General features: G+C 44.4%; 9 protein-coding genes. 7 read left to right on the forward strand and 2 right to left on the reverse strand.

Annotation, left to right across the window (positions count from 1 at the left end; translation table 11 throughout):
• Positions 1-77 precede the first annotated feature (77 nt).
• On the reverse strand, positions 78-1,094 hold the full coding sequence (locus Q1A86_RS02140; RefSeq protein ID WP_299802223.1) for a LacI family DNA-binding transcriptional regulator: 1,017 nt from the start codon (positions 1,092-1,094) through the stop codon (positions 78-80).
• Between the two features lie 420 nt (positions 1,095-1,514).
• Between Q1A86_RS02140 and Q1A86_RS02145 the strand changes: the two genes are divergently transcribed.
• Complete coding sequence (locus Q1A86_RS02145) at positions 1,515-4,124, forward strand: TonB-dependent receptor (protein WP_299802225.1); 2,610 nt, start codon at positions 1,515-1,517, stop codon at positions 4,122-4,124.
• Between the two features lie 152 nt (positions 4,125-4,276).
• Positions 4,277-5,803 (forward strand): tryptophan halogenase family protein, encoded by a 1,527-nt coding sequence (locus Q1A86_RS02150; protein ID WP_299802227.1) that lies wholly within the window; start codon positions 4,277-4,279, stop codon positions 5,801-5,803.
• Positions 5,804-5,872: 69 nt separating this feature from the next.
• On the opposite strand, the gene Q1A86_RS02155 is transcribed toward Q1A86_RS02150, so the two are convergent.
• Positions 5,873-6,601, reverse strand: coding sequence for a SapC family protein (locus Q1A86_RS02155; RefSeq protein WP_299802229.1), 729 nt, complete (start codon positions 6,599-6,601; stop codon positions 5,873-5,875).
• A 780-nt stretch (positions 6,602-7,381) separates the two neighbouring features.
• Between Q1A86_RS02155 and Q1A86_RS02160 the strand changes: the two genes are divergently transcribed.
• From Q1A86_RS02160 to Q1A86_RS02180, 5 genes are all read left to right on the forward strand, one after another.
• The gene (locus Q1A86_RS02160; protein ID WP_299802231.1) at positions 7,382-10,108 is read left to right on the forward strand and encodes a family 20 glycosylhydrolase; all 2,727 of its coding nucleotides are present in this window, start codon (positions 7,382-7,384) and stop codon (positions 10,106-10,108) included.
• Positions 10,109-10,344: 236 nt separating this feature from the next.
• On the forward strand, positions 10,345-11,241 hold the full coding sequence (nagK, locus tag Q1A86_RS02165; RefSeq protein WP_299802233.1) for an N-acetylglucosamine kinase: 897 nt from the start codon (positions 10,345-10,347) through the stop codon (positions 11,239-11,241).
• 30 nt (positions 11,242-11,271) lie between these two features.
• Complete coding sequence (gene nagA / locus Q1A86_RS02170) at positions 11,272-12,405, forward strand: N-acetylglucosamine-6-phosphate deacetylase (RefSeq protein ID WP_299802235.1); 1,134 nt, start codon at positions 11,272-11,274, stop codon at positions 12,403-12,405.
• 116 nt (positions 12,406-12,521) lie between these two features.
• Positions 12,522-13,763, forward strand: a complete 1,242-nt coding sequence (nagX, locus tag Q1A86_RS02175) for a transmembrane glucosamine N-acetyltransferase NagX (RefSeq protein ID WP_299802236.1) — start codon at positions 12,522-12,524, stop codon at positions 13,761-13,763.
• 285 nt (positions 13,764-14,048) lie between these two features.
• Positions 14,049-15,362, forward strand: a complete 1,314-nt coding sequence (locus tag Q1A86_RS02180; RefSeq protein WP_299802237.1) for a sugar MFS transporter — start codon at positions 14,049-14,051, stop codon at positions 15,360-15,362.
• The last annotated feature ends 431 nt before the right edge of the window (positions 15,363-15,793 follow it).

Below are 15,793 nucleotides of genomic sequence, written 5' to 3' on the forward strand. Positions count from 1 at the left end.
GCTGTACTAGAAGCCGTACTACGGGCTGGATTAGAAGCTTTACAAGTAGTTGTACATTAAGTTCAATTAAAGCCTAATTAAGCTCTTGGTTTAGCGGAAGAGTCTCTAATTACAGGCTCAGGCTGGAATATTTTAGCCAGATCTGATTTTTCCTCTCTACGTTTCGCAATCAATAATTCAGTCGCAATATGCGCGATCTCTTCATTGGGCTGATGCACAGTTGTCAGCTTAGGCCAAGTCTGACGTGAAAATGGGCTATCCTCGAAACCAACAATAGAGATCTCCGAAGGAATATCGACCCCCTCTAATCTTGCTGCAAACAAAGCTCCCGCCGCGATTTCATCGTTACAGGCGACAATGGCTGTTGGTCGAACACTTTGACTCAATAATTGCTTTGCACCTTGAACTCCAGATTCGAAAGAATATTTTCCATCGATGATATGTTCTTGGTTAACTGAGATCTTGTTGTCTTTTAATGCCTGTTTAAATCCAGCTAAACGTTCTTTGGTTGACTCATGTTCATGATCGCCACTTAAGAAAGCGATATCTCGATGGCCTAAGTCGATAAGATGCTGAGTTATCGATATCGCACCGGATCTGTCATTGACCAAAACGGCTAAACCAGAGCCTTTGTCGGCTTTTTCGCCCGCGATAATCCGTACATAATTCGCCTCGATGTTATCAAGTGCAGCCAAGATCACCGGATCTTCTGACAGGGGGGGTGTTAGCACCAAACCTGATAAACGGTTGTGCTTAACTAGCTTTGTCAGCTCTTCACAGATGTTCTCGGCTCTTGAGTTACAAGGGTGAATTAACAATTCGTAGCCTAGGCCTTTGCAGGCGGACAGGATACCGTTTTGCATATCGATGATGTAATAAGCATTTGGGTTATCATAAATAAAACCAATCACATAGGATGTAGTGCCTGCTAAGTTTCTTGCCGCCAAATTAGGCTGATAGTTCAGCTCGTTAATAGCAGTATTGACTTTATCTATTGTGGCCTGTTTTACCGACGGTTCATTATTGGTAACCCGTGACACTGTTTTAATCGATACGCCAGCATGTTTGGCAACATCATTTATGGTGACTTTCATTAAGCGATATTCTCGTTAGTTACACACTTTGTGCTGCCAAAAGATGGTAACACAAGATTAACAAACAGCGCAGGCAAGGTGCAATTTGTCCGGAAATTTAGCGGTATAGTGCGAAGTTTTAGTCTATTTAGCAATGATAACTAGCCATCTTTTTGCGTTTTCTCACCCTAAAGTAAAAAAGTTCACTTTTTAAACAGTTTGTTTGTTCGTAGTTAACTGTCTGTATTTAAAGGGCAAAAGTATAAGTGTTTTTGCGGTATTGTTATTGAATGCAATTATAATGAGCGCGCTGGTTATTTTGTTGTGGCGCAGCTGTTAATAATTGTGTAATGTTTGCTCTAGACATGACAGCGTTGTCATTCCGCTTCTGGAATGGTTATGGATATAAAAAAAGATAATAAGTTATGGAAGGGAAACGAGATGCGACCATCTACCTTTAAGAAAAGTGTACTAGCTACAAATATCGCGCTGCTGATGAGTGGTGCTATGTCTGTTTCTGCTGTGGCAGCAGAGGCTGATGCGAAAAGCGCAGCAGCAGACGAAAACATTGAGAAGATTGAAGTTCGCGGTATGCGCGCCTCTATGAAAGCCTCAATCAATGCTAAAAGATTCTCAGATTCAGTGGTTGATGCTGTAACCGCTGAAGATATTGGTAAGTTTCCCGATAGTGACGTAGGTGAGTCACTAGGCCGTATTCCGGGTGTTGCCGTTAACCGTCAGTTTGGCCAAGGCCAGCAGGTTTCTATTCGAGGTGCATCAAGCCAGTTAACTCGCACCTTACTTAACGGACATTCAGTTGCATCGACGGGGTGGTACGACCAACAGGCCATCGACCGTAGCTTTAACTACTCTTTACTTCCACCAGAAATGGTAGGCGCAATCGAGGTTTATAAGTCATCACAAGCGGATATTCCTGAAGGCGGTATCGGTGGAACGGTAATCGTTAAGACCCGTAAGCCACTAGATTTGGATGCAAACTCAGTATTTATCAGCGCTAAGGGCGACTACGGAACAATCTCTGAAGAGGTCGATCCAGAGCTTTCTGGTTTATACAGCTGGAAAAATGAAGATGAAAACTTCGGTTTCCTACTATCAGCAGCGGCTTCTGAAACTAACTACCAGCGTAACGGTATTGAATCCCTAGTCGGTTGGGGTGATATCGTTCCAACAACGTTCGAACAAGAACGTGAACGCACAGCTATTAACGGTGCCTTGCAATACCGCCCGACAGATAATCTAGAGTTTGGCTTGAATATCATGAGTCTTGATATGAAAGCTAATAACGCTAATACCTCACTGTTTACCATGTTCCCTGATGATAAAGAAGCGGCTTGTGAGCAAACGAATGCTTCAGGTACTTGTACCTTCTATCGTCGCGATGGTAAGGGTGAGAATCCAGGTTGGGCGCAAACTTGGGCTCGTAAAGCGAGCATGGATTCAAATACTTACGATTTGGATTTCAAATATGAAGCAGATAGCTACACCTTAGAAGGCCGAGTGGGTAACACTAAGTCTGAAGGTGGTACAGACATGACTGCTAACTATGGTTTCTGGTTAGGTCAGCCTGGTGATTATGCCGGAACTTATGATGCGACCGGTGAACAGATAAAAATCGATATCGCTAATAAGTCATTCGGTGCAGAAGATTTTGGTGGCCCACTCTCGCCAGCAGGTTGGTCTCTTAAGAAGCAGCCAAATTCAGATGAAGAGACTTACGCACAGTTTGACGTGACAGTACCAGTAGACCTAGGGGCTATCACCTCATTTAAGACCGGTGTGCGTTGGGCAGACCATGATGTAAAGCAGGAAACTTTCCCTGCTATCGTTAACGCTGATGTGACAGCTAAAGATGCGTCAGCATACTACTCAGGTACAGTCTCTTCAGGTGCTGGTTTCACTCTACCTAAGCCTAATCTTGACGCAATGCTTGCAGATGCAAACGCGGCAATTGGTGACTTTAGTAAAGAAGGTCCTGTTTATAAGTCTGGTTACGGTACAATTAGCGAAGAGAATCTAGCCCTATACCTAATGGCTAGCTTCGAGTCAGATGGTGTTCGCGGTAACTTCGGTCTGCGTTATATCTCAACCGATGCCTCTTCTGATTACTATAAGCTGCAATCTGATGGGTCTTACGCTGACAACCTAAGCACAATGGACGCTAGCTATAGCGATGTGTTACCGAGCGTGAACGTAGCGTTTGATGTGACTAGCGATGTGATTATTCGTACTTCGGCTTCACAAGTTATTTCACGTCCTAACTATGGCGATATGTTTGCTTCTTCAGCATTAGCGGGATATAAGGACGATGTTGTAGGTAACGAAGTGGTCAATACGGGTAACATTGCACTTGAGCCATTTAAAGCGACACAAGCAGATTTAGGTGTTGAATGGTACTTCAGCCCAGACGGGTTAGTTGCGGCGACATACTTTATTAAAGATATCAGTTCGTTCGTTACTTCAGATCAAATCTTAAATCAAAGCATCGGAATTATTGACCCAGGTTCGGGAGAAGACAACTGGACTAAGTCGACTAAGAAGAACGGCACTGGTGGCCAAATTCAAGGTGTTGAGCTTCAGTTACAAGATTCATTTGAAAACGGTCTAGGTTACTCTGCTAACTATACGTTTGCAGATTCAGATGCTCCTGCTGATAACTATCCTGATGAAGTGAGTGTATTCTCTGATTCATCTAAGCATACGGTCAACCTAGTGGGTTACTACGAGATGGAAGACTTTTCTGCTCGTGTAGCTTATAACTGGCGCAGTGAATACATGATCCGTGAGCTTCCTGGTTTCTACGGTAACCGTGAGCACCAAGACTACGGAACAGTTGATTTAAGTGCTAACTACAACATTACTGATTACCTATCTGTGACTTTTGAAGTGGTTAATTTACTTGAAGAAGACAGTGTACAGCTTGGTGTCGCTCCAGACTCTGCCGAAGTTAAGCCTGAGCTTAAGAATGGTTACCCAGCATGGAGCTTCGAAGGTGAAGCGCGTTATAAGCTAGGTGTTGCACTACGCTTCTAAGCTAATAGATAAATGAGTACAACTTAAAGCCCAGCATTTGCTGGGCTTTTTATTGAAAAGATAAAATCAGTTAAAGCTAATTAAACGTTGTTGTTCCTTTCGAAAAAACTATGGTGCATAAGCGCTAGAGCTTGCTGTTTATTGGAGATGAGATGGATATAAAAAGAATAGCGATTGTAGGTGGTGGCACTGCGGGCTGGCTAACGGCAAACCATCTTGGTAAAGCGCTGCTAGCGAATGAACAGCTTTCTATTACTTTAATCGAGTCTCCAGATATCCCTACCATTGGGGTCGGGGAGGGCACCGTACCCGCTATACGTCAGTCACTGCAAAGCTTTGGGATCAGTGAGACCGAGTTTATTCGCCGTTGTGATGTTACCTTTAAGCAATCAATAAAGTTCGTTAACTGGCTGGATAAAGACAAGCATGGCCTGCAGAACTTTTATCATCACTTATTCGATATGCCTGGCTCAGTACTGCAAGAGTTAACTGCGCGCTGGTTAGCGAATAAAGAGAGCCACTACGCCAGATCTGTGTCACCGCAGCATGATGTTTGTGAGGCTTTTAGGGCGCCGAAATCCATTAGCGATCCAGAATATAAAGGAAAGCTTGGTTACGCTTATCACCTCAATGCGGCTAAGTTTGCCGAGTTACTCGGTGAAAACGCCAAAGAGCGATTTCGAGTTGAGCACCTTTGGGCTAATGTGCAGGAAGTTATTCTTGGGCAAGATGGTGAAATAGCATCTCTAGTCACAGATAGTGCTGGTAAGCTGGATTTTGATTTCTATATCGATTGCAGCGGCTTTGCCTCATTATTGATAGATAAAGCGCTCAAGGTGCCTTTTATTAATAAAGCTGAGCAGTTGTTTGTCGACAAAGCCGTTGTCGTACAAGTTCCAACGGTTAATGACGATATTATTCCCCCCTTCACCATTTCAACGGCCCATCAGGCAGGATGGATTTGGGATATCGCTTTGAGCAACCGCCGTGGTGTGGGCTTTGTCTACTCCTCGAAATATATGGATGATGAGACTGCAATCGACAAACTAGATACTTATCTTGAGGGGAAGTTAGCAGGGCATAAATATAGAATTATCCCTATGACAGTCGGCTTTCGAGAGCGTTCTTGGGAGAAAAACTGTGTGGCATTGGGTTTAGCTCAAGGCTTTTTAGAGCCATTAGAGGCAACGTCGATTCTTTTAACTGATTTTGCAGCTGGATTTTTAGCTCAACGCTTCCCAACCTCGACTTGTCAGTTAGCCGCAATACAGCAGCGTTTTAATCATGTGATGGGTTATGCCTGGGAGCGAGTCGTAGACTTTATTAAACTACATTATTGCCTATCCGATCGCGACGATTCACAATTTTGGATAGATAATCGTGACCCGGCAACTATGTCTGACGAGCTAATTAATCGCTTAGCGCAATGGCAAGATTTTGTGCCCAGTAGAGAAGATTTTTTCAGTAAGTTCGAGGTATTTGATTTAGAAAATTACCTCTATGTTCTATACGGCATGCAGCATACCCCTGAGCTGAGGCAAATGAACGCTGAGCTAGGGCCTGAATCGAGTGCTTTACAACACAGGCTCAATACTGTGGCCAAACAACTTGCCGGCGAGTTGCCGCAGCATAGAGAACTGTTAGAGAAGATAAAGCGTTACGGTTTACAGAAGCTATAGTGGCTTAAGATATTTTAGCCAAGTTCGGTAATGCTGAACTTGGCTAATTGAGTGCTGGGGCTGATTGAATTAATGATTCAAATTGTAGTTGTTCTGCTTTTCAATCAGGCGTGAGATCTGTTGTAGCGATACGAGGTGAGCGTAGATTAATGGCAGTAAGCCGTTTTCTTTTAAAGATAAGAACTCTTCATTGCTTAGCTGGTTTAAAGCCTGCTCATCAACCACATATATCCCGTCGATGTTAATTGGCTGCTGACTTTCGGCTAACTTAACTGTCAGCTGTTTTGCGGTGAATAAACTCTTCGATGCTAACAATTGACATATATTGCCTGTTTGTTCATTAAATGCGGCAATTTCTAGCAGCGCTTGAGTTCGTTTCTTAAGATATTCACTCTGCTCTTTGTCATCGTTAAATAAGCGCTGTGCATTCTCGCTTGTTTCAGTCACTAATGGACTCTCTGTATCAACGCAGATAAGCACGTTATCACTTTCTTGGTTGGTTTTAACTAGAGATAAGGGGGCGTTATTAAAGCCTCTTGGCTTTACCATTGCTGGCCAATCACTCGTTTGGCAGTAGAGATTGAGGCTGTTTTTAATTCCCATCATGGCAACAGGAATAAACTGCCCTGTTTCGCTGTTCTTAACAAAGACCAGTGGAAACTCTGTAGCTAATTGATGAAATTCGTGGAACACGACAGGAATAAGTTGTTGCTCGGCAAAACGACGATAGTCTTGAGACTCGGTAACACACATTTGAAGATGGTTATCAGAGTTAAGTGGGACAATTTTATTATTCATTGTTATAGGGTCCTTGAACGTAATCTTGTTTAAACATAAGTAGGCGAACACTTGCATTCATTGTCAATGAATGTTGCAAGCGTGTGTCATTGTTGTGTTTAGATATACGTTTAAGTGACAGCGTTGTCAATTAAAGCCAGCTCGTAATATTTTCGCAGAGTTGAGCCCTATGAATGATTTCCGCGGTTAGTTGATGGCTAGTTGGTAACTGGCTGTTTTTAAAGGCTAAGTAGTTTGGGGTTTAATGCCTTTTAATGTGAGATGTAAAAGGGTCAGAAGTAAAGACAGGCGTATGGGGAAACTTGATTCATAGCGTAATCATATGGATCTCGTGTTTACATTGTTGTTTTGGCTGGTTTTTTTGCTTTTACTGCCTGAGGGTCTGAAATATAAAAAGCCTAAATGTCAGATAAATGTAGCAGTTTTGTACGGAGTTATGTATATTTCAAATGACAGCGTTGTCATCTGCTTGTGTGACAGCTTGTTTGTAAGGTCTACATGGACGGGAAGAGGTCTCCCGTCTCATGTTTTTGGCAAACAGTTATGTTTGTTACTCCTATATAGTCTCTCCCCAGAAACTAGCGTGGGCCGAGTACTTTAAGAGTACTCGGCCATTTTTTTATCTGGCACAATTAGGATAGGTGATAAACGCTTATCTAAGCTATTGAGAGGCAAGAGTGTTTGGACCTAAGATAGAGTTCTCGTTTATTTCCATAAGGGGGAGAAATAACGAGTCAGAGTTCTTCACCTTAGAAAATAATATAAATCAAAGGGAATATAATGAAGATTAAAGTAATAGCCTCAGCTGTAGCGTTAGCATTGACTCTTGGTGCTTGCTCAGAGCAAAAGCGGGTCGAAGAGGTGGCAAATGTCATGTCCCCCATAGAGCAAGGGTCACAAACTCCTGGTCCAATGGCTAACGAAGCTGGTTTGGAACAGGCTTCACTGACTCAAGCTTCATTAACTCAAACTTCACTGAATCGGATTGGTGAAACGCTCGATATTCGTTACCGTGTGGTGACTAACGCTCCCGATGAACACTGCGATCAAGACGCTGCAGATGGCCGCTGTTTCTTGGCTGAAATAGACCTGACTTCTCCCATTGATATCGACAGTAAAGCTTGGTCTATCTACTACTCTCAAATGCGTCCGATTCAAAGCATTGAAGGCGATGAGTTCAGTATTACTCGAATACAAGGTGATTTACACCGAATCGCTCCTGCAGCAGGCTTTGATGGGATTAAAAAGGGCCAAACTAAAACGATTCAATTTCGCGGCGAGCTGTGGCAGTTATCCGAAACTGACGCTATGCCAAACTATTACATAGTTGCAGACGGTCTCGAACCTGTTGTTATCCGCAGCACACAGTTATCGCTTGATCCTGAAACGGGAATGGAAGTACGCCCCTACGTAAGCGATTTTACCGACAGCGAAACTCAATATAAGCGACGTGAGACCGATAAGCTTGAGTGGGCGACAACCCAAGTCTTGTATCGCAGTAACTTAAGTACACCTAGCAACGCAGAGTTAGCCGAAAATACGATTTTGCCGACACCAACCAAGGTTTCTTTAAAGAGTGATGCTAAGTCTGTTTCACTCAAAGGCGGACTAAAGCTCAGCCTCAACGGAGTAGGGGCTGAGGTAGTCGATGCCGCGCTACAGCGCCTAGCTCGACTCGGTGTTGACCAAAGTGATAAGGGGATTAAAACGGTATTACTACCTTTATCAGCCTCCGGAACTCTGGGAGAGTATCATCTCGATATCGCGAGCGATGAGATTAAAATTTTCGCCGCTGATGATGCAGGATTCTCCTACGGTTTAGCCTCATTGGCAGCATTGGTCGATGTCAAAACACTAACCGTTAACCCTATGCTGGTAGAAGATGCACCGCGCTATGATTTTCGTGGCATGCATATCGATGTATCGCGTAACTTCCATAGTAAACAGTTGATTTTAGATCTGTTAGATCAGATGGCAGCATATAAGTTAAATAAATTACACCTGCATATGGCCGACGATGAAGGTTGGCGTTTAGAGATCGTAGGGTTACCTGAGTTAACTGAGGTAGGAAGTAAACGCTGTCATGATCTTAATGAAGATACTTGTCTATTACCTCAGTTAGGGAGTGGTCCTTTTAGCGATACCAACGTGAATGGCTACTATAGCAAGGCTGACTATATTGAGATTTTACAGTACGCGGCAGCAAGGCAGATCCAGGTGATCCCATCGATGGATATGCCAGGGCATTCTCGCGCTGCAATAAAGTCGATGGAAGCGAGATCTCGCAAGCTAATCGCTCAAGGGAAGCTCGAAGAGGCCAAGCAATATCAGCTCTCTGACAGTGAAGATAAAACCATTTACTCATCGATTCAGTACTATAACGATAACACTTTAAATGTGTGCATGGAGTCGACCTTTACCTTTATCGATAAGGTTATCGACGAAATTGCCAAGATGCATAAAGATGCTGGGATACCACTGAATCTTTACCATATCGGCGCCGATGAAACCGCTGGCGCTTGGTTAGAGTCGCCTGTTTGTAAATCTTTCATTGCTAACAATGATAAAGGCGTAACGAACATGGAAGAGCTTGGCGCTTACTTTATCGAAAGAACTGCAAAAATGCTGGCAGATAAAGGCATAGAGGCCGCAGGCTGGAGCGATGGTATGAGCCATACTCGTGCGCATAATATGCCGAAGCAGGCACAGTCTAATATCTGGGATGTCATCGCACATGGTGGACATAAGCGCGCACACCAACAGGCGAATCTCGGTTGGCAGGCGGTGCTCGGGCAACCTGAAGTCCTGTATTTCGATTTCCCTTATGAGGCTGACCCTAAAGAACATGGTTACTACTGGGCTAGCCGTAATACTAACTCTAAAAAAATCCATAGTTTTATGCCAGGTAACTTACCCGCCAATGCCGAGCAGTGGACAGATATCGAAGCCCTGCCATTTGAAGCCGATGATACCCTGAAAGTAGATGAAACTGGCAAGACTACAAGTGGGCCTTTAAAAGCATCATTCAGCTTTGCGGGTATTCAAGGTCAGCTGTGGAGTGAAACAGTACGCAGTGATGAAGTTGCTGAATACATGATGTTTCCTCGACTTATGATGCTTGCCGAGCGTGCATGGCATCAGCCAAACTGGGAAGTGCCTTATCAATACCAAGGCGCTGTCTATAATCAAAATAGTGGCTATTTCACCAAAGAGATGCGCCAAGCTCAAGCCACAGATTGGCAGCGAATGGCTAATACCTTAGGGGCTAAAGAGTTACTTAAACTCGATAAAGCCAATATTGCTTACCGAGTGCCGACACCTGGCGCAGTCATTAAAGAGGGGAAGCTGTTTGCCAATGTTATTTTCCCTGGCCTCGATATTGAATATCGAGACGCTTCAGGGCTGTGGAAGGCCTACACCGAGGGCGTAAAGGTGACTGCGCCAGTTGAAGTACGCGTTATTGCCGCCGATGGCAAACGTAAAGGACGTACCTTAGTTGTTAATTAACAAGTGGTTAACGTGTCTGAGCGCTAACCATGTAAGTGACAACTAAGCCTGAACGTAGCATTGCTCATGGTGTTGCTACGTTTTTTCTGTTTTATTGGTAAGTTAAAAAAACAAATGACAACGCTGTCATTGTTATTGTAACATGAAGTTAACTTAGTGGGCTTTGGTGGCGAATTTAAGCATAAAGTCCAGACCCATTCTGAATTAAAAGAATGAGAACGATAAAGAGGTCTGTCATGGGCATGAGCCAGACGAAAGAAGAGTCCCTATATATTGGAATCGATGGTGGCGGCAGTAAGTGTCGTGCAACAATCTACACTCACGATTATTGCATTCTAGGCACTGGAGTTGCCGGCCGTGCAAATCCACTTCATGGTTTAGCTCAAACGTTCCAGTCAATTGAAGAGTCGACTCAATTGGCGCTTAGCGACGCTGGACTTAAGCCTGCTGATAGTAGACGTTTAATTGCCGGTCTTGGCCTCGCAGGGGTCAACGTTCCTCGTCTCTATCAAGACATTGCTAAGTGGCAGCACCCATTTGCCAGCATGCACTTAACCACAGATCTGCATACGGCGTGTATTGGCGCCCATCAAGGGGAAGAGGGCGCGGTGACTATTACTGGCACAGGCTCTTGTGGTTATGCTCGAGTGGGCGATAAAGAGTTATTTCTCGGTGGGCATGGGTTTGCTTTAGGTGATAAGGGCAGTGGTGCCTGGCTGGGTTTAAAGGCGAGTGAGTCAGTCTTATTAGACTTAGATGGTTTCGGAGAGAAAACCATGTTGACGCAGCGAATACTGCAGCACCTTGAGGTGAACTGTGCGCTCGGTATTGTTGAAAATCTTGCTGGTCAATCTTCTAGTACCTATGCCAAGCTTGCCCACATTGTATTTGAGTGTGCAGAGCTTGAAGACGGCGTAGCATTAGATATTGTTCGTGAAGGCGCTAACTATATCAGCGAGCTGGCGAGAAAGTTATTTGCAATCAACCCGCCTCGATTTTCTATGATAGGTGGCTTAGCTGAACCATTAGCCCCTTGGTTAGCTGAAGACGTACTCACGAAGGTATCTCCAAGCTTGCAGCCACCTGAGTGGGGCGCTGCATTCTTCGCTCAGCAGCAGTACACAAGAGCATAGCTGGTCACTATTTTACTAAGTGGGAATAAGATGAAGCAGACGATAATTGCCGACCGCGTATTCGATGGACAGACATTTCATTCAGATTTAGCCATCACTTTTGAAGATGGTCATATCCTTTCATTCGACACAGCTCAAGGCGTGAGTGAATCTCGCGTTAGTGGCCTAATTGCACCAGGATTTATCGATGTGCAAGTTAATGGTGGAGGAGGAGTCTTGTTTAACGCTTCGCCGAGTGTTGAGGGCATCGAAGCAATAGGTAAAGCCCATGCTAAGTTTGGCACAACAGCTTACTTACCGACACTCATCACTGATGATGTCGATGTGATGCACAAGGCGGCCGACGCTGTAGCATTAGCGGTTGATTCAAACAGTGCTGGCGTGGTGGGAGTTCACTTTGAAGGGCCTCATCTCAGCGTGCCTAAAAAAGGTGTGCATCCACAATCTTATATCAGGCGCATCTCCGATGCCGAGCTGGCAATTTTCAGTCGACAAGACATAGGTATAAAAGTGGTAACCCTTGCACCTGAAAATGTCTCTCCAGATGTGATTCAAGCCTTAGTAAACGCGGGTGTAAAGGTATGCCTAGGTCACTCCAATGCTGATTATGACACGGTCAAAACGGCGCTTGCTGCGGGGGCGACAGGCTTTACCCATCTCTATAATGCGATGTCAGCTCTGGACTCTAGAAACCCCGGCATGGTGGGAGCCGCGCTCGAAAGTACACAAGCTTGGTGTGGCTTGATTGTCGATGGGCATCACGTTCATCCCGCTTCTGCACGAGTCGCTATCAATGCCAAACCTAAGGGGAAAGTCATGCTAGTGACCGACGCAATGCCTCCGGTAGGCGTCGATGAAGAGGTGAGTTTTGAGTTATTTGGCACACAGGTATTAAGGGTCGGTGATAGACTGAATGCGGTCACTGGCGAGCTTGCGGGTTGTGTGTTGGATATGGCGGGAGCCGTGGCTAACACGGTCAATATGTTAGGCCTTGCACCGGATGAGGCGTTGAGAATGGCCTCTTTGTATCCTGCCGAGTTTCTTGGGCTAAGTGATAAAATGGGCAGGCTTCAGGTTGGTGGGCGTGCCGATATGGTGCTACTCGATGACAAATATCGGGTTGAGCAAACCTACATTAGTGGTGAATTGGTTTTTAAAGGCTAACCATCAGTGCTTGTTCTAACTCAAACAGAGCCTCTGCAGTGAATACTAATTTAAAAGACTGTGGAGGCTTTGCTTTATATAAGCTGAGTTAAAAAGTGATAGAAAGGGCTGTTTAGATGACAACAATAATAGATAAACCCCAATCCAACATAGAAAGAATTAACATAGCAAGAGCTGCGGCAGAATCGGGAGCCAAACCTAAAGCTGCAGTTGAGCCCGCAGCTAAAGCCTCAACAAAAGCGGTAGCAAAACCTAGGCTTAAGTCATTAGATGCACTGCGTGGCTTCGATATGTTTTGGATCCTAGGAGGCGAAGCCATATTTGCTGCTTTGCTACTTATATCTGGCTGGGCGGGGTTTATGTGGCTCGATGGCCAGATGCATCATAGTGCTTGGCATGGTTTTACTTTCTACGATCTAATTTTCCCGCTGTTTATTTTCCTTTCTGGCGTAGCCTTAGGCTTATCACCCAAGCGCTTAGACAAGTTACCTCTGCCTGAGCGCATGCCGCTATACCAACATGCAATAAAACGACTGTTACTATTACTGTTATTTGGGGTTATCTATAACCATGGTTGGGGCACTGGCGCACCGTTTGCGCTAGGTGATATTCGCTATGCCAGTGTGCTAGGTAGAATTGCCTTTGCATGGTTTTTCTGCGCCTTGTTAGTGTGGCACACCAGTTTAAGAACCCAGATAGTTACCGCCATAGTGATATTAGTCGGTTACGCCTTACTGCAAACTTTCCCTTTTATGACGCTAGATAATAGCGGCGCTTTTAGTACTACTGGATCAATTAATGCCGCAGTCGATACACGGTTATTACCCGGCATTACTTATCAAAATGCTGCTGTAGATCCAGAGGGGATACTGTCGACGATTCCTGCCGTTGTAAATGGCTTATTTGGTGTGTTTGTCGGACATTTTATTGTAAAGCCACAAGTAAAAGGCGAGTGGTTTAAAGTTGCGATTTTGGCATTATCAGGCTTAGGTTTATTGGTATTAGGTTGGGCGATTTCTCCATGGAATCCCGTGAATAAAACCTTGTGGACCAGTAGCTTTACCTTAGTGACTTCAGGCTGGAGCATACTTTTCTTAGCCTTGTTTTACGCCATTATCGATGTGTTAAAAGTGCAGAAGTGGGCGTTTTTCTTTACGGTTATCGGCTGTAATTCAATCGTTATCTACATTGCAACTAGCATAGTCAATTGGAAGTACACTGCAATGAGTCTGTTTGGTGGGGCTATTTCAAGCCTACCCAATCATGCTCAGGCACTTGGTAGCGTTATTGCTCTGTTGTTGGTGCAGTGGCTAGTGTTGTACTGGATGTATAAGCGAAATATCTTCATTAAGGTTTAAGCTGGCAAGTTTACACTTGGATTAAAGCTCTACGACTTACAGTCGACGGGGGGATAACTTTGCCCCAAATGAGCTGCAAAAGTAAAAATGACAGCGTTGTCTTTTTCGCCATAATGTTTTAACATCGGTGAAACATTAGGCTTAAAATGAGCCTGAGATAGAAAGTGAAGGTCGAGAATATAAGCAGACAGTCGTCTGTATAAGCTAAGAGCTAACAATGAAGGATGGGGTAGCAGTTTAATCTGGTATCATAAAATTAATTACTATAAGAAGCAGGTTTAATACATGACAGCAACGACTCAGGCTCAAGCTGGCCCCAAGAGCAGTTTACTGCCTATGACCATTATTGGTGTGTTATTTTTCATCTTCGGATTTGTGACTTGGCTTAACGGCTCGCTGATCCCATTCCTTAAAATTATCTGTGAGCTAAACGAATTCCAAGCTTTGTTTGTGACGTTTGCTTTCTATATTGCCTATACGGTGATGGCGCTGCCCATGTCATCGATACTCAAGAAAACAGGTTATAAGAATGGTATGGCAATTGGCCTAGCGATTATGGTGGCCGGCTCTTTGCTGTTTATTCCTGCCGCCCAAAGCGCTAACTACACTCTGTTCTTAGGTGCGTTATTTGTATTGGGTACGGGCTTGACCATTTTGCAAACAGCCTCAAATCCTTATGTTGTGCACATTGGCCCCAAAGAAAGTGCCGCGATGCGTATTAGTATCATGGGGCTTATCAATAAAGGCGCTGGTGTTATAGTGCCTATCTTGTTTACCGCATTGGTACTTTCAGGCTTTGAAAACTTCACCGCCGATCACCTAGCGGCATTAAGTGAAGCAGACCGATTAGCACAAATTAATGAATTGTCTTCAAGACTGGTTATGCCATACATCTATATGGCTGTCGCGCTGACTTTCCTTATTGGTTTAGTTAAGTTTTCGTCACTTCCAGAATTAGAGTTTGAAGCTGCTGAAGAACACCAGGAAAAGGGCAGTATTACCCATTTTCCTCAAGTCGTACTGGGCGCAGTTGCTTTGTTTGCCTATGTTGGTGTCGAGGTGATTGCTGGTGACACCATTGGTTTGTATGGTGAAAGCTTAGGTGTTCATAATTTTGCGTCGCTTACTTCTTACACCATGGTGTTTATGGTACTGGGCTACATTATTGGCGTGACCTGTATTCCTAAGTTTATTAGCCAAGAAAAGGCGTTACTAGCTTCGGCGCTTGCCGGTATTGCATGCATTATTGGTGCGGCTTTAGGCTCTCGAGAAAGTACAATGATTGCCGATATTTTATGGGGCTGGAGTGGTATTCCTGTGATCCCTGATACAGTGACTTTCGTGGCTATGATGGGTCTCGCTCATGCACTTGTATGGCCATCAATCTGGCCATTAGCACTAGAAGGTTTAGGTAAGTATACGGCTCAAGGTTCGGCACTGCTTATTATGGGGATCTCGGGCGGCGCCATCTTGCCACTCGTATTTGGTAAGGTCGCTCATTTTGCTGACAATACTCAGGTTGCTTATTGGGTTGGTCTACCTTGCTACCTATTCATCTTATTTTACGCCCTCAAAGGCCATAAGATGCGTAGCTGGTAGAACCCGTTAACGGAAGCTCCTGCTAGGCGGGAGTCGCTATAAGGGAGCCTCAGGGCTCCTTTTTTGTTTTCAGTATTTAGGTCGGATAGACGCGGAGAAAAGCTAATACGGAAAAGCTGAAAAACTAAGACGGTAAAGCGAAGACGGAAAAACCGAAAGAGCAAAGTCGAAAAGATTAAGAACCGTAGGTCGGCATTTATGCCGTCATGATTCTAAAGGATATAGTCGTAGTTATATCTCTTATTTAGGCTGGAGGAGTAATTTACAGATATAGAGAAGCGACTCGAATATGAATGAGACTCTATTGTTGTCGATATAAAATGATATTAATTACAGATACAAAAAAGCCACTCTATTGAGTGGCTTTTTTGTTTTTATGGTGCCGGCACCAAGAGTCGAACTCGGGACCTACTGATTACAAGTCAGTTGCT

It is taken from the genome of uncultured Shewanella sp. (genome assembly GCF_947497935.1).
Classification (GTDB): Bacteria; Pseudomonadota; Gammaproteobacteria; order Enterobacterales; family Shewanellaceae; genus Shewanella.

Coding starts and splice junctions, on each gene's coding strand:
- Q1A86_RS02140 (WP_299802223.1), bottom strand. CDS start 1,094: ATGAAAGTCACCATAAATGATGTTGCCAAACATGCTGGCGTATCGATT.
- Q1A86_RS02145 (WP_299802225.1), top strand. CDS start 1,515: ATGCGACCATCTACCTTTAAGAAAAGTGTACTAGCTACAAATATCGCG.
- Q1A86_RS02150 (WP_299802227.1), top strand. CDS start 4,277: ATGGATATAAAAAGAATAGCGATTGTAGGTGGTGGCACTGCGGGCTGG.
- Q1A86_RS02155 (WP_299802229.1), bottom strand. CDS start 6,601: ATGAATAATAAAATTGTCCCACTTAACTCTGATAACCATCTTCAAATG.
- Q1A86_RS02160 (WP_299802231.1), top strand. CDS start 7,382: ATGAAGATTAAAGTAATAGCCTCAGCTGTAGCGTTAGCATTGACTCTT.
- nagK (WP_299802233.1), top strand. CDS start 10,345: ATGGGCATGAGCCAGACGAAAGAAGAGTCCCTATATATTGGAATCGAT.
- nagA (WP_299802235.1), top strand. CDS start 11,272: ATGAAGCAGACGATAATTGCCGACCGCGTATTCGATGGACAGACATTT.
- nagX (WP_299802236.1), top strand. CDS start 12,522: ATGACAACAATAATAGATAAACCCCAATCCAACATAGAAAGAATTAAC.
- Q1A86_RS02180 (WP_299802237.1), top strand. CDS start 14,049: ATGACAGCAACGACTCAGGCTCAAGCTGGCCCCAAGAGCAGTTTACTG.